18 protein-coding genes and 1 pseudogene are annotated in these 17,988 nt (G+C 66.2%); 5 read left to right on the top strand and 14 right to left on the bottom strand.

The features are described 5' to 3' along the window. Nucleotides 1-283 precede the first annotated feature (283 nt). The 11 genes and pseudogenes from kynU to VGM71_RS08670 form a co-directional block, all read right to left on the bottom strand. Nucleotides 284-1,564: a kynureninase gene (kynU, locus tag VGM71_RS08720; RefSeq protein WP_331544079.1), complete on the bottom strand. Its 1,281-nt coding sequence runs from the start codon at nt 1,562-1,564 to the stop codon at nt 284-286. A gap of 16 nt (nt 1,565-1,580) precedes the next feature. Continuing rightward, nucleotides 1,581-2,078: a hypothetical protein gene (locus VGM71_RS08715; RefSeq protein ID WP_331544077.1), complete on the bottom strand. Its 498-nt coding sequence runs from the start codon at nt 2,076-2,078 to the stop codon at nt 1,581-1,583. 96 nt (nt 2,079-2,174) lie between these two features. After that, nucleotides 2,175-3,200 (bottom strand): amidohydrolase family protein, encoded by a 1,026-nt coding sequence (locus VGM71_RS08710; protein WP_331544075.1) that lies wholly within the window; start codon nt 3,198-3,200, stop codon nt 2,175-2,177. 64 nt (nt 3,201-3,264) lie between these two features. Next, on the bottom strand, nt 3,265-5,334 hold the full coding sequence (locus VGM71_RS08705; protein WP_331544073.1) for an FUSC family protein: 2,070 nt from the start codon (nt 5,332-5,334) through the stop codon (nt 3,265-3,267). 65 nt (nt 5,335-5,399) lie between these two features. Then, a complete protein-coding gene (yeiP, locus tag VGM71_RS08700; protein ID WP_331544071.1) occupies nt 5,400-5,963 on the bottom strand; it encodes an elongation factor P-like protein YeiP in 564 nt (187 codons plus the stop codon). A 28-nt stretch (nt 5,964-5,991) separates the two neighbouring features. After that, nucleotides 5,992-6,759 carry an SDR family oxidoreductase gene (locus tag VGM71_RS08695; protein ID WP_331544069.1) on the bottom strand — a complete coding sequence of 256 codons (768 nt, stop codon included), beginning with the start codon at nt 6,757-6,759 and terminating at the stop codon, nt 5,992-5,994. Between the two features lie 168 nt (nt 6,760-6,927). After that, complete coding sequence (locus tag VGM71_RS08690) at nt 6,928-7,500, bottom strand: N-acetyltransferase family protein (RefSeq protein ID WP_331544068.1); 573 nt, start codon at nt 7,498-7,500, stop codon at nt 6,928-6,930. Next, nucleotides 7,497-7,832 (bottom strand): GNAT family N-acetyltransferase, encoded by a 336-nt coding sequence (locus VGM71_RS08685; RefSeq protein ID WP_331544083.1) that lies wholly within the window; start codon nt 7,830-7,832, stop codon nt 7,497-7,499. Before VGM71_RS08685 ends, VGM71_RS08690 begins: the two co-directional genes overlap by 4 nt. A gap of 150 nt (nt 7,833-7,982) precedes the next feature. After that, a pseudogene (locus VGM71_RS08680) lies at nt 7,983-8,468 on the bottom strand (GNAT family N-acetyltransferase); the annotation flags it as partial. Nucleotides 8,469-8,500: 32 nt separating this feature from the next. After that, nucleotides 8,501-9,400 (bottom strand): hydroxymethylglutaryl-CoA lyase, encoded by a 900-nt coding sequence (locus VGM71_RS08675; protein WP_331544067.1) that lies wholly within the window; start codon nt 9,398-9,400, stop codon nt 8,501-8,503. 11 nt (nt 9,401-9,411) lie between these two features. Then, complete coding sequence (locus tag VGM71_RS08670; protein WP_331544065.1) at nt 9,412-11,406, bottom strand: acetyl/propionyl/methylcrotonyl-CoA carboxylase subunit alpha; 1,995 nt, start codon at nt 11,404-11,406, stop codon at nt 9,412-9,414. A 190-nt stretch (nt 11,407-11,596) separates the two neighbouring features. Between VGM71_RS08670 and VGM71_RS08665 the strand changes: the two genes are divergently transcribed. After that, entirely contained in the window at nt 11,597-12,079 is a 483-nt protein-coding gene (locus VGM71_RS08665; protein WP_331544063.1) for a peptidylprolyl isomerase, read from the top strand. A gap of 135 nt (nt 12,080-12,214) precedes the next feature. Here VGM71_RS08665 and VGM71_RS08660 read toward each other — a convergent pair whose 3' ends face one another. Both VGM71_RS08660 and VGM71_RS08655 read right to left on the bottom strand, forming a co-directional pair. Continuing rightward, the gene (locus tag VGM71_RS08660; protein WP_331544061.1) at nt 12,215-13,282 is read right to left on the bottom strand and encodes a phospholipase A; all 1,068 of its coding nucleotides are present in this window, start codon (nt 13,280-13,282) and stop codon (nt 12,215-12,217) included. A 155-nt stretch (nt 13,283-13,437) separates the two neighbouring features. Next, a complete protein-coding gene (locus VGM71_RS08655; protein ID WP_331544059.1) occupies nt 13,438-14,007 on the bottom strand; it encodes an EF-hand domain-containing protein in 570 nt (189 codons plus the stop codon). A 90-nt stretch (nt 14,008-14,097) separates the two neighbouring features. On the opposite strand from VGM71_RS08655, the gene VGM71_RS08650 reads away from it, so the two are divergent. Continuing rightward, nucleotides 14,098-15,366 carry a winged helix-turn-helix domain-containing protein gene (locus tag VGM71_RS08650; RefSeq protein ID WP_331544057.1) on the top strand — a complete coding sequence of 423 codons (1,269 nt, stop codon included), beginning with the start codon at nt 14,098-14,100 and terminating at the stop codon, nt 15,364-15,366. Here the strand turns inward: VGM71_RS08650 and VGM71_RS08645 are convergent, their stop codons facing one another. Then, the gene (locus VGM71_RS08645) at nt 15,367-15,834 is read right to left on the bottom strand and encodes a hypothetical protein (RefSeq protein ID WP_331544055.1); all 468 of its coding nucleotides are present in this window, start codon (nt 15,832-15,834) and stop codon (nt 15,367-15,369) included. Between the two features lie 306 nt (nt 15,835-16,140). Here VGM71_RS08645 and VGM71_RS08640 point away from each other — a divergent pair, with 306 nt between their 5' ends. The 3 genes from VGM71_RS08640 to VGM71_RS08630 all read left to right on the top strand — a co-directional run bounded on the left by VGM71_RS08640 (nt 16,141) and on the right by VGM71_RS08630 (nt 17,984). Further along, on the top strand, nt 16,141-16,350 hold the full coding sequence (locus tag VGM71_RS08640) for a cold-shock protein (RefSeq protein ID WP_046967385.1): 210 nt from the start codon (nt 16,141-16,143) through the stop codon (nt 16,348-16,350). A 379-nt stretch (nt 16,351-16,729) separates the two neighbouring features. After that, a complete protein-coding gene (gene cspE, locus VGM71_RS08635; RefSeq protein ID WP_046967384.1) occupies nt 16,730-16,933 on the top strand; it encodes a transcription antiterminator/RNA stability regulator CspE in 204 nt (67 codons plus the stop codon). Nucleotides 16,934-17,114: 181 nt separating this feature from the next. Next, on the top strand, nt 17,115-17,984 hold the full coding sequence (locus VGM71_RS08630) for a pirin family protein (protein WP_331544044.1): 870 nt from the start codon (nt 17,115-17,117) through the stop codon (nt 17,982-17,984). Nucleotides 17,985-17,988 lie beyond the last annotated feature (4 nt).

The raw sequence follows: 17,988 nt of genomic DNA, 5'->3' as shown, positions 1-17,988 counted from the left end.
CACGCGCACCATCGTCGACGTGCTGATCGCGCAGCAGAACCTGACCCAGGCGCTCAGCGATTACTCGCAGTCCCGCCACCAGTTCATCCTCGACAAGCTGCTGCTCAAGCAGACGGCCGGCACGGTGGACGTGAAGGACCTTGAGGCAGTGAATGCACTGCTGCTATAGAAAGCAGCACACACGAACCAATGGCGAACGCCATTCGTCATTGGGCCAGCGTACAAGCATGTAACGGAACGAGTCACTGGGTCCTGCCTTCGCAGGGACGACTACGGAACGATGTCAGGCGAGGCTTTTGCTCCAGGCTTCGATCGCTTCCACGGCACCGAGGCAATCGGAGTAACGGTTGTACAGCGGCGTCGGCGACAGTCGGATGACATCCGGTTCGCGCCAGTCGCCGATGACACCATGCTTTTCAAGGTGTTCGAACAGCGATCGCCCGGTATCGCGGCCCGCGCGAACGCGGATGGACAACTGCGCTCCACGCTGCACCGGATCGTTCGGCGTCACGATATCCAGCGTCTCGTCCAGTCGCGTGCGTATGAGCCAGTCCAGATAGGCGGTAAGGCGGCGGCTCTTCTCGACCAGGCGCGGCATGCCCGCGCGGGTGAAGACATCCAGCGACGCGCGCAGCGGCGCGAGTGCCAGAATCGGCGGGTTCGACAGCTGCCAGCCATCCGCGCCAGGCGTGGGACTGAAGTGCGGCCCCATCTGGAAGCGCGTGCTCTTGTCGTGCCCCCACCACCCGGCGAAGCGCGGCAGGTCGGCGCGCGCGTGGCGCTCATGCACGAAGGCTCCCGCGACGGCGCCGGGTCCGGCGTTGAGGTACTTGTACGTGCACCACACGGCGAAGTCCGCGCCGCTGTCGTGCAGGGCGAGGGGCAGGTTGCCTGCGGCGTGGGCAAGGTCGAAGCCGACGACGCAGCCCTGCGCGTGGCCGAGCCGCACGATAGCCTCGAGGTCGAAGACCTGGCCCGTGCGGTATTGCACGCCCGGCAGCATGATCAGCGCCACCCGGTGGCCGTGCTCGGCGATTGCCTTCTCGATGGCGGCCATCGACAAGATCCCGCCGGGGCCGTCGGATTGCAGTTCGATGAGATCGCGCGACGGATCGAAACCGTGAAAACGCACCTGCGACTCGAGCGCATAACGATCGGTCGGAAACGCGCCTGCTTCCATGAGGATCGCCGGGCGCTCCGCCGTCGGCCGGTAGAAGCTGACCATCATGAGGTGCAAGTTCACGCCGAGCGAGTTCATCGCTACCACTTCGTGCGGTTGTGCACCGACCACGTCGGCCATCGCGTCGCGTACGTACTCGTGGTAGTGCATCCACGGCGAACGGCCGCGGAAGTGTGCTTCCACCGCCAGTTCGGACCAGTCGGACAGCTCCGCTTCGATCGCCGCCCTTACGCCCTTCGGCTGGAGTCCCAGCGAATTGCCGCAGAAATATAACGTCTCGCGACCGTGGTGCGGTGGGATATGGAATTCGTCGCGGAAGGCGCGCAGCGGATCGGCGGCATCCTGGGCATCCGCCCACGCGTGCGTCGCTTCGAAAGCGGTCATCGTCAAAATCCTGGAATCACGAAGGCATGTGGGCGGCCACGTCGGCACAACCCTTGTCGAAGGCTGCGCCGAAGCGAGCGTCGTCGGCCGGGCGGATGCAACGCAGCTGGATCGCGTAGCCATCGCTGTAGAAATAGCGCTCGAAGTACTGGAGCGTCACGGCGCCTTCTTTCGCGGTATAGACATTTTCGGTCGGCGACGCCGCCTTGCCGGGCGCGTATTCCGCCAACGACGTGGCATGGCTGCGCAGGTTGCCCGCGAACTGTTGGAAGCCGTTGAGGTTGGGCACCTTCTGCGCGGTGACGGAGACGCGTGCGAGCGTGGCGTTCGCGGCACTCGCTCCCGGCACCTGGAACACCTGGGTCTCCGTTTCGCCCTCTGACTGCAGGATCGGCAACCAATGGTCGGGAACCGCGAAGCGGACGGCGCCGCCCATCATCGACACATCGGTGGCGCCGAGCGCGGGGCTCGCGAGGAGCAGGGCAGTCAGGAAGAGACGTGGCAGGCGGTTCACGATCGAAGATCCCCTTGGAGGACGCGGCGGCGCCGCGTAACGGCGGCATTCTGTCACAGCAGGCGTACCCGGATGGTGGTGCCGCTGTGCGCCAGTTCACGCCACGGCGGCTACCGCCTGGAATCGCGATATCGGCACGCCCAGCCATTCGAGCGCGGTGCCGTGGAAGAGCCGGGCGCGCTCGGCCTCGCCGAGGCCGAGCGCCTCGATGCCGCTGCCCGGTTCCTGTTCACCCAGGGGGAAGGGGTAATCGGTGCCGAGCATCACCCGGTCGTTCCCTGCCGTGGCGAGGAGGTAGCGCAGCGCCGCGTCGTCGTGCACGCAGGAATCGAAGTAAAGCCGCGACATGTATTCGCGCGGGTTGCGTGCATTATCGGTGGCGACGATATCGGGACGCATGCGGAAGCCATGTTCGATGCGCCCGATCGAATACGGGAAGCTGCCGCCACCATGGGCGAGCATGATCTTGAGCGCGGGCAGGCGTTCCAGCACGCCGCCGAAGATCAGCGCGCACGCGGCACGCGATTGTTCCGCAGGCATGCCCACGAGCCAGGGCAGCCAGTACTTGGGCATGGTATCGGTGCCCATCATGTCCCATGGGTGGACGAGGATCGCCGCGCCCAGGTCGGCGGCGGCCTCGAAGAACGGAAACAGTTCCGGTGCGTCGAGATTCCAGTCGTTGCAGTGCGAGCCGATCTGCACGCCTTGCAGGCCCAGTTCGTCGATGCAGCGATCCATCTCGCGGATCGCCAGGGAGGGCGATTGCAACGGCACGGTGCCGATGCCGGCGTAGTGGCGTGGGTGCGCCTCGCACACGTCGGCCATGGTGTCGTTGAGGTGGGTGTGCAGTTCCAGCGCCTGGTGGCCCTTGGCCCAATACGAAAACATGACCGGTACCGTGGACACCACCTGCACGCCGACACCGTAGCGGGCGTAATCGGCGATGCGGTGCTCGGCATCGAATGCCGAATCCCAGACTTCGCGGAAGAACTTCCCGTCCTTGTAGATCCGGTGGTGGCCGCTGGAATGGGTCATCACGGGGAATCTCTCGTCACCGTAGCGAGCGGCGAGATCGGGCCAGTCACGGGGCAGGATATGCGCGTGTGTGTCGATCTTGAGCATGGGCCGAGTGTAGCGCTGCGTGCGTGAAGGAACCTCTCGCGGTGCAGCAACGGGCTGTCGGCCGTCAGGCCGGGGCGGTGGAGCGGCGGTTCACCACGTGCGCGATGGTGTCCACGTTGTCGGTCAGGCGGTCGGTGAGGCGCGATGCCGCGTCGGCGAAGCCACGGTCCTTGTGTCGCGCGAGCGCGGCGGCCAGCGCGCGCTGGTGTTCGCGCAGGCCCGGCGGCATGGGCGCGGCTTCCATTCGTGTCAGCGCCCCGGCCTGGGCGCGCAGGGCCGCGGAGGCCTCGCCGATGAAAGCCCCGACCTGGCTCCAGCCCTCGGGCACGTCACCCACGTCGATCAGCGATTCGAGCGCCATCGCCGTACGGGCGAGGCGATTGCCGTTCGCGTACAGGGTTTCCGCAAGCTCCCGCAGCACGGCGGGCGTGCCCGGTTCCGCGACCATGCGGTCCAGCGATGCCTGGGCGTTGGTGCGCGCCGTGCGCGTGGCGGCGCGTACCTCATAGCGGGAGCGACTGTCGGCCGGCGCGACCAGCGCTTCCATGTAACCCGCATACGCGCACAACATGTCCGAGAGCGCACTGCGAGCGCGGTGACGCTCCCACGTGGGCCACAAAAGGTAGGCGAGCAGGGCCAGGCCGCTGCCGAGCGCCGTATTCAGCACGCGGTCGGACATCGCTTCGAACGGATCCACCCCCTCGAACGAAAGCAGCACGACCACGGTGCCCGTCAGCGCCGCCACGGCGATGCCGTAATGCGCGCCTGCCAGGTAGCGGAAGGCCACGCATAGCACGCCCATCACCGCCACATGTGCCCACACCACGTCCGGCGTCAGGCGGAGGACGAGAGTGGTGAGCATGAGGCCGAACACGGTGCCCACCACACGCAACAGGCCGAAGTTGAAGGTGGCGGCAAAGTCCGGGCGGAGCACGATCGCCGCGGTCATCGGCAGCCAGTACCCATGCGGGAGCGCGTAATAGCGCGAGACGGCGAAGGCGACGGTGAGCACCACCGCGGAGCGCACGGCATGGCGGAAGGCCACGGAATGCGGCGTGAGGTTGGCGCGCAGCGTCGACAGCGCGGACGCGCTGCGCAGCGTGTCGGGCAGCGTGGTTTCCTCGCGCTGCGCGCGTTCCTCGCCACGCGAACCGGCCCAGTGGGTGTTGCGCACCACGGCGGCGAGCTGGCCGGACAGCGCCTGGATGTGCGCCGCCAGGCCCACGGCGCCACCTCCGGCCAGCAGCGCACGCTCGCTGGCCTGCAAGGTGGCGAGCGCACGCTGGGCGCGCTGCGGCGGCTCGGCGGCATCCAGTGCGTCGGCGGTGGCGCTGAGCACCCGGGCAGCGTCGTTGCGGAACATCTCACCCATGCCGTCGCGGGTCGTCTCGAGGATGGCCATGGCGACGAGTTCGAGACGAATGCGCTCGGCGAGTTCCAGCAGTACGCGGAACGCTTCCATCGCACGGCCGCGCGCGTGGTGGCGGCCGAGCAGCGTGGTCTGCAGCGCATCCATGGCGTCGGTGAGGGCGGGTGCCTCGCCATCGTGTTGCTGTTTGCGGGCCAGGACGGCCAGGCCGCGGTAGACGGTGGCGAGCGCCATGCGTTCCGGCCGATAGCGTTGCAGCGGCCACGCCGCGATGGAGAACACCGCCAGCAGCATGCCGCCGGAGAAGATCAGGACGCCGCCGGCGAGCGCTCCGCCGAGGTCGGTGGGCGTGGCGGCGGTGATCACGAGCAGGAGCATGCTGGTCATGCCCACGCGCGCGATGTCGGGGCCGAAGACCACCAGCAGCCCGCCGAAGAAGCCACAGATCGCGCAGGCCACCGACATGGGCAGTACCCAGTCGCCAATGAGGAACCCGACGAGGGACGCGGCGCCGGCCGCCAGCGCGGCGAGGAAGAGGCGGCTGAGGCGTTGCTGGTATGGCCCCGGCTGATCGGAGAACATCGTGTCCAGCGCACCCGCCGCGATGCCGATGCCGATTTGCGGGTAACCAAACATGAGGCCCAGGGCGAGGGGCAGGACTACCGCCGCCGTATTGCGCAGCGCGACCCGCAGGGGGACGTCAGGTCGCTTCGTCCGGATCAGCGTGCCGATGACGCTGGCGCGGAACGAGTAGCCGTTGCTCATGGTGTCTGGGGGCTCGTCCTATGAGCCCCGATTCTGCCGCAATCCACCTGACTGGACACCGTGGGTTACGCGCGTCCGGCGAACTCGCCGGTCACGGTATTCACCGTGACTTTCTCGCCGGTGGTGATGTACTCCGGCACCTGCACCTCGATCCCGGTGCTCAGGGTGGCCGGCTTGGTGCGCTTGGTGGCGCTGGCGCCCTTGAGTTCCGGCGCGGTGTCGCTGACCGTGAGGACCACGGAGGTCGGAACCTGGAGGCCAACCGGCGCATCGTCGATGACCTGCACGTAGTAGCCTTCCAGGTCTTCCACGATGTAGCCGGCGTTGTCGCCGATCACTTCGGGCCCGAGGATGTACTGGGTATAGTCCTCGTCGTCCATGAAGACGAAGTTGTCGCCGTCCATGTAAGAGAACTTTGCCTGGCGACGGCTCAGCTCGACCTCCTTCAGTTCGTCGTCGGCGCGCAGGCTGAGGTCGAACTTGCGGTTCCCGGGAATCGAATACAGGGTGAAACGAAAGGTCACGTTGCCGCCGCGCGCGGTGGGCGCGCTGCGATCGATGTCGCGGACCTGGTACACCGTGCCTTCGTTCTCGACGACGTTGCCCTTCTTGATTTCGGATGCTTTCATGGTGTTCGACTTCGTGTCGTGGGGTTGATTACTTCGGCGCGAGGCGGACGGCGCCGTCGAGGCGAATCGTCTCGCCGTTGAGGTAGCGGCTGGCGAGGATGAAGGCCACCGTGTCGGCGAACTCTTCCGGCTTTCCCAGGCGCGAGGGGAACGGAATGGACGCGGACAGCGATTCCTGTACTTGCGGCGGCATGCCGTCGACCATCGGCGTCCAGAAGATGCCGGGCGCGATCGTGTTGACGCGGATACCGAAGCGGGCGAGTTCGCGCGCCATCGGCAAAGTCATGCCCACCACGCCGCCCTTGGAGGCGGAATAGGCGGCTTGGCCGATCTGGCCCTCGTAAGCGGCGACCGAAGCGGTGTTGACGATGACGCCACGCTCGCCGTCCTCGCCTGCGGTGTTGGCCTGCATGACCTGCGCGGCGGCCTTCGCGACGTTGAAGCTGCCGACCAGGTTGACCATGACGGTGCCGGAAAAATTCGCCAGCGGCATCGGGCCTTCCTTGCCGAGCACGCGACCCGCGCCGAGGATGCCGGCGCAGTTCACCACCACGTTCAGGCCACCCATGACATGGCTGGCGGCCGCGACGTTGGCGGCCACGCCGTCCTCCGAGGTGACGTCGGTGCGATGAAAGGAGGCCTTGGCGCCGAGCCCGGCTACGGCAGCCCGCCCTTTTTCCTCGTTGACGTCGAAGAGGCCAACCTTGGCGCCCGCCGCGACGAGGCGCTGGGCGACGGCGTGACCCAGACCGGACGCACCGCCGGTGATGACGGCCCTTACCTGCTCGAGCTGCATGGTGACTCCGCATTGAGAATGGCAAAGAAGCGCATCTTAGCCGAGGGAGCACGGGACGGCAGCTTGCCCGGGTAGGAGCGCGCCCTGAGCGCGACAGGTTTTGGGGCCATGAGCACCAGGATCTGTGGCTTCTCGCGAAAAGCTGTCGCGCGCAGGGCGCGCTCCTACCTAGGGTCGTGCCTTCAGGCTTGCTGCCAGTTCTGCCGATGACACCAGCTCAGCGAACGGGATCACCGGTACCGGCGGGTTGGCGGGCTCCGAAAGGAACAGGCTCCACACGCCCACGTCCCACCAGCGGCCGAGCTTGTAGCCGGCCTTCGGCCAGACCCCCGCGGGGACGAAGCCCATCGCTTCGTGCATGGCCACGCTGGTGTCGCCGGGCAGGGTGATGACGCCGACGGCCTGGTTGATGCCCTGCAGGCGCATGGCCTCTAGCAAGGCACCGTAGAGACGCCGGGCGATGCCGCGACGGCGGGCCTTCTCGTGCACGTAGATCGAGGTTTCGGCGATCCAGTCGTAGGCGGCGCGCTCACGGAACCGGCCGGCGTAGGCATACGCGAGGACCTCGCCATTTTCTTCCCATACCAGCCAGGGATGGTTGGCGAGGCGCGCACGGATACGCCCGGCCATTGCTTCATCGCCGGGAAGTTCGGTTTCGAAGGTGATTGCGCTGGTCTCGACGATCGGCGCGTAGATGGCGTGGCAGGCGGCCGCATCGGCCTCGACGGCAATGCGGATCACAGGGCCTTTTCCATGCAGATGCTCGATGCGCTGACGCGGTGGTCGCCGAACGGACGGCAGCGGCGGTAGCCGGCGCGTTCGTAAAGTTCGATCGATTCGGTCTGCGCGGTGCCGGTTTCGAGTTTCACCATCCTGACGCCGGTGGAGCGCACCTGCTGCTCGAGCGCTTCGAGCATCTGCTTGCCCAGGCCCATGCCTCGGCAGGCGGGCAGCACATACATGTACTTGAGCTCCACGTAGTCGCCGTGGTCCACGCCGGCGCCGCAGGCCAGCGGAAGGCCGTCCACACGCACCGTCATGAAGGTGGTGTGCGGCTGGCGCAGGCTTTCCACACTGACGGACGGCGGCGGCAGGTGCCGGTCGAGGTCGGAAAGATAACCGTGCAGCTGCTCGATCAGCGGCAGTATGTCGGGCCGGCCGGGATCGTCGATGGCGAACACCAGCGAAGGTGGCGAGGGTGGGACAATGAGGTCGCCGTCGTTGAGGTGGCGCAGGAAAAAACGATCGCAGCTGAAATGACCGGTACCGCCCATGGGCGTATCGATGTGGGTGAACCCGTGACGCTGGTACAGCGCCTGCGCCGCATCCATCCCGGTGAGGGTTTCCAGGTAGCAGTGCGAGAACCCGGCGCGGCGCGCGGCGTCGAGACAGCGGCGCAGCAACTGCGACGCCGCGCCCGTGCCGCGTGCCTCGGGCAGGAAGTACATCTTGCGCAGTTCGCAGGTTCCTTCGTCACCGCCATCCAGCGGGGCCATGCCACCACCGCCGACGGCGTGACCGTTCATTTCCACGACGAAATACGCCGCGCGCGGTCGGGAGTACGCGGTCGACATGGTGTCGACTTCGACATCGTGGATGGCGAAGCCAGGCCCGTCGGCGCCGAACTCCGGCATGACGGTGCGGATCACCGCGGCGATGTGGGCATCGTCGCGTGGCTCGATGGGGCGGATGAGGTAGTCGGCAGGCATGGGTAGATGCTGCCATGGATGGTGGGATGGTGTCAGGATGCCGTGCAGGCCTGGGTCACACGGCTGGCGGTGGCCTTGCCGAGTTGTGCGGCCAGCCACGTACCGGTTTCCACCAGGCGGTCGAGGTCAACGCCCGTGGTCATGCCCATGCCATGCAGCATGTACACGACGTCCTCGCTTGCGACATTGCCGGTGGCGCCCTTCGCATAGGGGCACCCGCCGGTACCCGAGACGGCGCTGTCCACGACGCGCACGCCTTCCTCGAGGCAGGAGAGGATGTTGGCGAGGGCCTGCCCGTACGTGTCATGGAAATGGACGGCAAGCGATGCCATCGGAACCTCGGTGGCTACCGCGCGCAGCATGGCGCGTGCCTTCGTGGGCGTGCCGACGCCGATCGTGTCGCCGAGCGACACCTCGTGGCAGCCCAGTTCGTGCAGGCGCCGCGCCACGCGCACGACATCCGCCACCGATACCTCGCCCTGGTAGGGACAGCCGAGCACCGTGGAGACATAACCGCGCACGGCCACGCCATCGGCGCGGGCGCGCTCGAGCACGGGCACGAAACGATCGATGGACTCGTCGATCGACGCATTGATGTTTTTGCGATTGAACGCTTCCGAAGCGGCCGTGAAGACGGCTACTTCTGATGCGCCTGCCGCGCGCGCGCGCTCGTAACCCTGCAGGTTCGGCACCAGCACCGGATACACTACGCCGGACGCCTTGCGAATGCCGCGGAACACGTCGGCGGCATCGGCGAGTTGCGGTACCCACCGGGGGCTGACGAAGCTGGTGGCCTCGATGGTGGCGAGGCCGGTGCCGGACAGGCGGTCGATCAGTTCGATCTTCACCGCGGCGGACAGCATGGTCTTTTCGTTCTGCAAGCCGTCGCGGGGGCCGACTTCGACGATACGGACGTGGTTGGAAGCGTTCATGCGGACTCCGGTCAGACCGTTTCGACGAAGCGGACGAGGACGGTATCGGCGTCCACGAAGTCGCCCTGTGCGACGGATACCGATTCTATGTTGCCGGAGCGTGGCGCCTTCAGGGCGAGTTCCATTTTCATCGCCTCCATCACCAGCAGTTCCTGGCCTTCCTCGACCACGTCGCCGGCCGCCGCTCGGACCAGCACGATGCGGCCTGGCATCGGCGCGACCAGCTGTTTCGCGCCCAGGGCTTCCTCGCCTGCCCACGCATAGGCAGAAGCACGTTCGAAGGTCCAGCGGCGGCCCCCTTCGTCGTGAAGCCGCACGCGACCGTCATGCAGCGACAGCGGCATGCGGCGGGAATGCTCGTCGAACCGCCCGGACAGCACGCCACCTTCCAGCCGTGCCCCGGCCACGGTGCATGCGCTGCTACCGAGGTGCAGCACGTAGTCGCCCCCATGGCCATGCGCATCGATCTCGTGCCGACGGCCACCTTCCGCGAGCGCGACGACGCGCTTGCCGGGATGGCCAAGGCGCCATGCATCGGCGCCGCCCCACGGCGAATGCGGATCGCCGGAAGCGTTGCGCGGCGATGCTTCGTCGGCGAGGAGCATGGCGGTTGCCGCGGCGAAGCAGTCAAGGTCGGAGGCTTCGGCGGCCCCGGCCAGGAACTCTTCGAGATGACGATCGAGGTAACCGGTGTCGATCCGGCCTTCGACGACGACAGGGTGACGCGTGAGCCGCTCGAGAAAGGCCACGTTGGATTTCGGTCCCACGATGTCCGTTTGAGCCAGCGCCTCGCGAAGGCGCTCGAGGGCCTGCGTGCGATCGTCGTCGTGCACGATGAGCTTGGCGATCATCGGGTCGTAGAAGATCGTGACGGTATCGCCGGCCACGACGCCGCCGTCCAGGCGCACGTGTTCCGACGGTGCCGGCAGGGTGAGGGAAACGAGGCGGCCGGAACCCGGCAGGAAGTTCGCCTCCGGATCCTCGGCATACAGGCGTACTTCAATCGCGTGGCCGTGCGCCCGGATGTCTTCCTGCGCCAGCGGCAGCGGTTCGCCCGCGGCAACGCGCAACTGCCACTCGACGAGGTCGAGCCCGAGCGTTTCCTCGGTGACCGGGTGCTCCACCTGCAGGCGCGTATTCATCTCCATGAAGAAGAATTCGCCATCCTGGCCCACGATGAATTCGACGGTACCCGCGCCGACGTAATCCACCGCGCGCGCCGCGGCCACGGCGGCGGCGCCCATGCGGGCGCGGCGCGCGTCGTCGAGGAAGGGCGAGGGCGTCTCTTCCAGCACTTTCTGGTAGCGGCGCTGGGCGGAGCATTCGCGCTCGTTGAGGTGGACGATGCTGCCGTGCGTATCGCCGAACACCTGGAATTCGATATGCCGCGGATGCTCGACGTAGCGCTCGAGGATGACGCGCGTATCGCCGAAGGCGTTCGCGGATTCGCGTTGTGCGGAGGCAAGCGCCTCCGCGAAGCCGGCCGCGTCGCGCACGATGCGCATGCCCTTGCCGCCGCCGCCCGCGGCGGCCTTGATCATCAGCGGGAAGCCCGTGCGCGCCGCTTCCGCGGCGAGGTGCGCCGGATCCTGGTCCTCGCCGTGGTAGCCAGGGACGAGCGGCACGGCATGGCGCTCCATCAAGGCTTTCGCCGCAGCCTTCGAACCCATCGCGTCGATGCTTTCGGGCCGCGGACCGATGAAGACGATGCCAGCCTCGGCGCAGGCGCGCGCGAAGCCGGTGTTCTCGGAGAGGAAGCCGTAACCGGGGTGGATCGCTTGCGCGCCGCTGCGTTTCGCCACCTCGATGATCGCGTCGCCGCGCAGGTACGACTCCGCAGGACGGGGGCCGCCGATCGGCCACGCCTCGTCGGCCAGGCGCACATGCTGCGCTCCCGCATCGGCACTGGAATACACGGCGACGGTGCGGATGCCCAGGCGGCGGCAGGTCCGGATCACGCGGCAGGCGATCTCGCCACGGTTAGCGATCAGAATGCAATCGAACATGCGGCTCCCGGCATGGTGTCGGAGGGAAAGGGGAAAAGCGGGAAAACTAGCAGATCGTAGCCTTTTGGCGGGTTGCGCCGCAGCATCGCGAAGCATTCGTGATTTGCAGTACGGGTGCCGGTCGCCTAGCCTTGGAGGCCCGGGAGGGCATCTCCTGCCTTCCCCGATCCCCCTCCACAGCGAGAATTTCATGCAGATCGCCAATCGACACGCCGTTTCCTTCCATTACACGCTGACCGACGACCAAGGTAACGTCATCGACAGTTCGGAAGGTCGCGAGCCGCTGGCCTACATCCATGGCGAAGGCCACATCGTTCCGGGCCTCGAGAAGGCGCTTGAAGGCCGTTCGGCCGGCGACCAGTTCAAAGTCGACGTCGCGCCGGAGGAGGGCTACGGTCCGCACCACCAGGAGCTCGTCCAGGTCGTGCCGCGCGATGCCTTCCAGGGCGTGGAAGATCTGCAGCCGGGCATGCAGTTCCAGGGCCGCAACGACCAGGGCAGCATCAACGTCACCGTGAGCAAGATCGAAGGCGGCAATGTCACCGTCGACGGCAACCACCCGCTCGCCGGCCAGACGCTGCACTTCGCGGTCGAGATTACCGACGTGCGCGACGCGACCGAGGAAGAGCTGTCGCACGGGCACGTGCACGGTGAAGGCGGCCATCACCATTGAGTTAGCGGGGGTTACCGCTACACCGCTTCGTTGGCCTTTCGCGCGCAGGGCGCGCTCCTGCAACGACGCGTTGTAGGAGCGCGCCCTGCGCGCGAAAGGCCAACGAAGCGGAGACGCCGCAGGCCCGGCTAACCCTCAATACCAATCCAGCAGCGACACACCGAGACCCAGGTACGTCGCCCGGTGGTTGTAATCGATCAGGCTCTCACCGTAGCCGTTGAAGACTTCCATGTAACCGCGCAGGTTTCCCACCACCGGGAAACTCCAGGTGCCGCGTAGCGAGCCATGCGAACGATCGCCGGTGCGGAACGAGTGCCGCGCGGTCAGGCCGAATTCCTGCCGGCCCACCTCGTGCACGATCTGGATCTCGCCTCGCCCCATATAATCCTGGATGTCCGGGTTGTCGTCGTCCTTGCGGTCCTCGGGAATCCGCCACCACGGGCGCAGCATGATCGTCCAGCCTTCGCGTTCCAGGCCGATGTCCGCGACCACGCGGTTCCAGCTGCGCGACAGCGGATCGGCGCGGCCGTTGGACTGATGGTTGATGCCTATGCTGGCAAGGCGGCCGGTCCAGCCGAGCACCTGGTAATGCGTGTTGAACGCCAGCATCGCCTCGGGTTCATAGTTCGTTTCACGGAACGGGCGCGAGTTGTCGGTGTTGTAGACCTGCCAGCGGGACGACTGGGTATAGCCGACCCACAGATCGCCGTTGTCTTCGAACAGGTTCTCGGCGACCTTGGTCTTCAGGCTGATCTGGAACTTGGCCTCGACGTCGTCCAGTTCCTGGGGCGTGGTCACCGTGTGGCCAGGTGCGGGGCTGTGCGGGCGCTTGTTCTGCGTTGAGGCGCCGAAGAACGGCAACGCGTAGGTGGGCTTGTACCCGCGCAGGTTGAACGTGCCCAGTTTCGATTCCGGCGATAGCTCCCAGCGGCTATCGAGCAGCGACAACGGGCGGGCGACCTCGCGCGAGTTGCGGGTGGCCAGGTCGACACTGATCGAATCCGCGGAGGAATCTTCCTTCTTGGCCGCCTGCGGCAGCCGGTCGCGGCCCACCGCCTTGTCGTAGCAGAGCAGGCGCTGCGAATCCGTTTCGATCGCGGAGCAGGCGCGAATGTCGATGGGGCTGGGGTTCTGCGCGAGGGCTAGGCCCGCGTGCAGGAACGCATAGGCGCCGAGAGCGCCGGTGGCGCGGAATGGCTTCATGGTGGATGACTCCCTGCGAACCGGTGCGGCACGGTGAAGCGGGGGAGTGTAGCCGCGCCGGTTGCATGAAGAACGTGCAGCGTTCAGCTTGGCGAAAGGTGGGAAACCCGCCGGCGGGCTTCCCACAGCGTCGGCCGGTCGTGCCGGCTTTCTCATTATGGGCTGGCGGACGCGCCGGATTTGGCGACCCAACGCTGGTATTCGCTCTTCGAGATTCGCCCATCGCGGTTACTGTCCGCGTACTGGAAGTCGTTGGCGAGGAGCGGATACGCCGATGCCTTATCAGGGGAGATGGAGCCCTTACCGCCCGCAAGCGTCGCGAAATCCGGCGCCGGACCCGCCGGTTTCGCTGGTGCGGGACCGCTGTTTACGGTGACCTGCCCCTGCGGGGTCGCCATGGTCGATCCCGTGGAACCCATTTCCGACCCGGGCGACGCAGGGGGGGATGACGGCATCGGAGCAGCGGGCGCCGCAGGAGCGGCAGGCGGCGGTGGGGGCGCCTCGCTGGCAGGCGGTGGCATGCTCGGGTCGGGTGCCTGTGTGGTCGGTGGCATGGGCTCGGCTGTCGGCGGCGGCGGCACCGCGCCCGGTGGTGGGGGCGGCGGCGTCGCCTCACCCGGCGGGGGAGGCGGTACCTGATGGGTGGGCGGCGGAACCTGGGCGAACGCCGCGCCTGCCAGCAGCAGCGATGCGCCGAGGGCGACGGCGCGAACTTGCTTCTTCATGGGATGGCCTCCTTTCGTCACGTGGTTGATCGTTGCCGACGCTAGCAAGGAGCGATTTAATGGCGACCCAATTGCGGAAAGGCCTCCACCGTGCCGTCACGCGTATCCGACGCACCCTCTACAGGCGACGTGCTTCGTCTTTCGCCGCGATCCGCCCAACTACTGCACCTGGCCGCGCAGGGGTTGCTCAGGCGGTCGACACGCAAGGCACGCAAATCCGACGTGGCGGCGGCGATCGCCCGCATGGGCATGCTGCAGATCGATAGCATCCATGTTGTCGCGCGTAGTCCGTACATGACCCTGTTCTCGCGGCTGGGCGGGTATCGGAACGAGTGGCTCGACGAGGCGTTGGCCGAAGGCGTCGTCGCGGAGTGCTGGGCGCACGAGGCATGCTTCGTGCCGGTCGAACAGTATCGCTACCATCGCGATTACCGCGCGGGCAGGGCGTGGCATTGGGCGCACAAGATGGCCGAACGGACGCACACGGAAGCACGGTCCGACATGGACGCTCTGCTCGAGCGCATTCGCAGTGAAGGCCCATTGCGTGCGGCCGATTTCGAACGGGACAGCCCTGGAACGAAGGGATGGTGGGGATGGAAACCCGAAAAGCGCTGGCTGGAGGCATGGTTCGCGCTGGGCCGCTTGATGGTGGCACGGCGTGAACGCTTCCAGCGAGTGTACGACCTCGCCGAGCGGGTCACGGAACGCTGGTCCGACCCGCCGTCCGCCGGTGCGTTGGACGAGGCTGCGATCCGGCGGCATTTCATCCTGGAAAGCGTTCGCGCCCTCGGCATCGCGAAGGCACGCTGGGTCGCCGATTACTTCCGTTTACGCCCGAGCGTGAGCGATGCCGAACTCGAACCGCTGGTGACCGGCGGCCTTCTTGTGACGGTCGCGGTGGACGATTGGGGCGACCCTGCCTACGTGCACCATGAGCACGCGGCCTTGCTCGACGAGGCGGCGCGGAACAGTCTGCGAGCCACGCGGACCACGCTGCTGTCGCCCTTCGATCCGGTGGTATGGGATCGCGCGCGAGCGCTGGACCTGTTCGGTTTCGAGTACACGATCGAGTGCTACACGCCGGCGGCGAAGCGGAAATACGGCTACTACGTGCTGCCCGTCCTGCACCGCGGCAGGCTGGTGGGCCGGCTGGATGCAAAGGCGCAGCGCCAGGCCGGCCTGTTCCAGGTACTGGGCATCTGGTTGGAGGATGGAGTCGCCGTCACGCCGGCCCTCGTCGAGGATCTCGCCGGCGCGATCGGCGAATGCGCGGGCTGGCATGGCACGCCGCGCATCGCGATAGAGCGCAGCCAGCCGCGTGAACTGGCCAGGCTCTTGGGAAAGGCGGTGACCGCCTGATCAGCGCGTGGAGGCGGGTGCCGGCACGTCCGCGCAGGATTTCCCGTGCAGGGCTTCCTTCAACTGGTTCGCAAGGGACGTGCAGCGGGCGCCGAGCTGGCCGCGCATGTCCGGATCCTGTGACTGCCGCAGCAGGCTCGTTCGCATGAGTTCGTAGCGGTTGTCGATCTGGTCCCGGGCGTAGACGCCGGCGGCAAGATGGCAACTCTTGTAGCTGGCCAGGTACTCGTCGCAAGCCGCGATGCCGGTATTCTCAGGCAGCGCCGCTTCCTTTCTGTTGCTAGAGCGGGGGGGCGGCGTCGAGGTGCCCGTCGAGGACCGCTTGGCCGGGGCGCTGGTCGTCGTGGTCGTGGTTGCCGTGGCGGTACGGCCGCTGGTGGTCTCCGGTTTGGTCTTGTGGTCGGAGCAGGCGGCGAGCGCGAGCGCGCCAGCGAGCAGAGGGATGAGGCGGGTCACGGTGCGGTTCATGGTCGTCGGGTCCCCTTGGCGAGCGTGGACGAATGGTAGTCAAAGTCGCAGCATCGATGCGACGCCCGGCAAGCAGTGTGCCCCAAAGGGGTGAAATCGATGTCAGTGAGTCCCATCGCTATTTTCCACGGGTACAGGTATAGTCCGCGCACTGTGTTTGCCGGGGTCATAGAGTTACGTTGACCCGATGCAGCTGATCACGGATCCGCAACATCGCTTCGCTCCTCGCGTTTCCTTGCACACCAGTAATGCAGCGACTTATGTCAAGTCGCTGGTTTCATTCGTAAATCGTATTGGAGTGTTTCTATGTCGGATCGTGAGATCGGCACCGTAAAGTGGTTCAACGATGCCAAGGGCTTCGGCTTCATTTCCCGTGAGAACGGCCCGGACGTGTTCGTACACTTCCGCGCCATCCAGGGCAACGGCTTCAAGTCCCTCGCTGAAGGCGAGAAGGTCTCCTTCAAGGTCGTCAATGGCCAGAAGGGTCTGCAGGCTGAGGAAGTCAACAAGGCCTGATCGGCCGGGTTGACCAGCTTTGCGAACGAGCCGGACGGCAACGCCCGGCTCTTTTTATGCCCCTCGAGTTACGTTCTCACTGACGCAATTAGGTGAGAGTGATTTTCGTTGGGCAATATCGGCAAAAAAAATCAGGTCATCGCATTTCCTTCACGTTTTTGACGTGATCGGCGTCAAAAAAATCGCCCTCTGTAGGCATTCCCCTACAGATGTTTGGGAAAATGTGGTTATGATCCTCAGTACTGAGTCTGCGCGGTCACGAGAGTGGCCCGATGTTAGCGAGCAGTTCTTGCGCTCCATCGCCTCACCCGGTCCAGCATGCCCAGTAAGTCGCCGGCTCGCGAGCCGGGTTTTCGTGTGTTGGATAGAGGTGTGTGTGATGGCAACAGGTACTGTGAAGTGGTTCAACGACGCCAAGGGTTTCGGCTTCATCACTCAGGATGAAGGCGGCCCGGACGTATTCGTGCATTTCCGTTCGATCCAAGGCAACGGTTTCAAGTCGTTGCAGGAAGGTCAGAAGGTGGAATACACCGTGACCCAGGGCCAGAAGGGCCCGCAGGCGGACAACGTCAATCCGAAGTGATTTGGTCGGGTAGGCTTGCGCCGCCCGTCCTTGCATGACTTCTGCTCCTTCGGCGCCGTGTGCGCCGGAGGAGTTTTGGCATACGCCCCGCTGCATGGAATGGGCGTTATCGCGCGATAGCTTCGTGCCATCCGGCCCGGTCCGCCTTTGCTAGGATTTCCGCATCCCACGGAGTCCGGCCATGACCACCATTCCCATAGACGGCGAGCAGCGCGATCTCGGCGGCGGTTTCGTCATTCGGCGCATGCTGCCGCACCTGAAGGCGCGCCATGTCGGCCCCTTCGTGTTCTTCGATCAGATGGGCCCCACGGCCTTCGATGACGACTCCGGGCTCGACGTCCGTCCGCATCCGCATATTGGCCTCGCGACGGTCACCTGGTTGTTCGATGGCGTGATTCGTCACCGCGACAGCCTGGGCAGTGCCGTGGACATCCACCCTGGCGACGTCAACTGGATGACCGCCGGCCGCGGCATCGTGCACTCCGAACGGACGCCGCCGGAAGCGCGTCATGACCATGCGAGCCTGCATGGTATCCAGGTCTGGGTCGCCCTGCCGACCTCGCACGAGAAGGTGGAACCGGAGTTCCATCACCATCCCGCCGCCGAACTGCCCACGGTCGAACGCGACGGTGTCCGGATGGTGGTGATTGCCGGGAATGCGTTCGGTGCAGCCTCTCCCGTGCGCGTCTTCGCCCCGATGTTCTTCGTTGAGGCCCGCCTCGAGGCTGGCGCGAGGCTTACGATGCCGCAGGAGCATGCGGAGTGGGGCGCCTACGTCGTACAGGGTGCCGTCCGCCTCGACGAGCTGGAGCTCGCCGCGCTCGACATGGGGGTGGCGCACGACGGGCCGCCGCCGGTGCTCGAGGCGAAAGAGCCGTCGCTGGTGATGCTGTTCGGTGGGGCGCCGCTCGATGGCGAGCGGCACTTGTGGTGGAATTTCGTGGCCAGTTCGCCGGAGCTGATCGAAACGGCGAAGGCAGACTGGGCGGCAGGACGGTTTCCGCTGGTGCCCGGTGACGAGTACGAGCGGATCCCGCTTCCCGGGTATTGATGCG

The sequence above is a fragment of the Luteibacter sp. genome (assembly GCF_036499525.1).
Classification (GTDB): Bacteria; Pseudomonadota; Gammaproteobacteria; order Xanthomonadales; family Rhodanobacteraceae; genus Luteibacter.
The sequence above is the reverse complement of the archived record's forward strand: the minus strand, read 5'-3'. Positions and strand labels throughout refer to the sequence as shown.

Bases quoted from the DNA above. Each gene is read 5' to 3' on its own strand.
- kynU (WP_331544079.1), bottom strand. From the start codon at position 1,564: ATGACCGCTTTCGAAGCGACGCACGCGTGGGCGGATGCCCAGGATGCC.
- VGM71_RS08710 (WP_331544075.1), bottom strand. From the start codon at position 3,200: ATGCTCAAGATCGACACACACGCGCATATCCTGCCCCGTGACTGGCCC.
- VGM71_RS08705 (WP_331544073.1), bottom strand. From the start codon at position 5,334: ATGAGCAACGGCTACTCGTTCCGCGCCAGCGTCATCGGCACGCTGATC.
- yeiP (WP_331544071.1), bottom strand. From the start codon at position 5,963: ATGAAAGCATCCGAAATCAAGAAGGGCAACGTCGTCGAGAACGAAGGC.
- VGM71_RS08695 (WP_331544069.1), bottom strand. From the start codon at position 6,759: ATGCAGCTCGAGCAGGTAAGGGCCGTCATCACCGGCGGTGCGTCCGGT.
- VGM71_RS08675 (WP_331544067.1), bottom strand. From the start codon at position 9,400: ATGAACGCTTCCAACCACGTCCGTATCGTCGAAGTCGGCCCCCGCGAC.
- VGM71_RS08670 (WP_331544065.1), bottom strand. From the start codon at position 11,406: ATGTTCGATTGCATTCTGATCGCTAACCGTGGCGAGATCGCCTGCCGC.
- VGM71_RS08665 (WP_331544063.1), top strand. From the start codon at position 11,597: ATGCAGATCGCCAATCGACACGCCGTTTCCTTCCATTACACGCTGACC.
- VGM71_RS08660 (WP_331544061.1), bottom strand. From the start codon at position 13,282: ATGAAGCCATTCCGCGCCACCGGCGCTCTCGGCGCCTATGCGTTCCTG.
- VGM71_RS08655 (WP_331544059.1), bottom strand. From the start codon at position 14,007: ATGAAGAAGCAAGTTCGCGCCGTCGCCCTCGGCGCATCGCTGCTGCTG.
- VGM71_RS08645 (WP_331544055.1), bottom strand. From the start codon at position 15,834: ATGAACCGCACCGTGACCCGCCTCATCCCTCTGCTCGCTGGCGCGCTC.
- VGM71_RS08640 (WP_046967385.1), top strand. From the start codon at position 16,141: ATGTCGGATCGTGAGATCGGCACCGTAAAGTGGTTCAACGATGCCAAG.
- cspE (WP_046967384.1), top strand. From the start codon at position 16,730: ATGGCAACAGGTACTGTGAAGTGGTTCAACGACGCCAAGGGTTTCGGC.
- VGM71_RS08630 (WP_331544044.1), top strand. From the start codon at position 17,115: ATGACCACCATTCCCATAGACGGCGAGCAGCGCGATCTCGGCGGCGGT.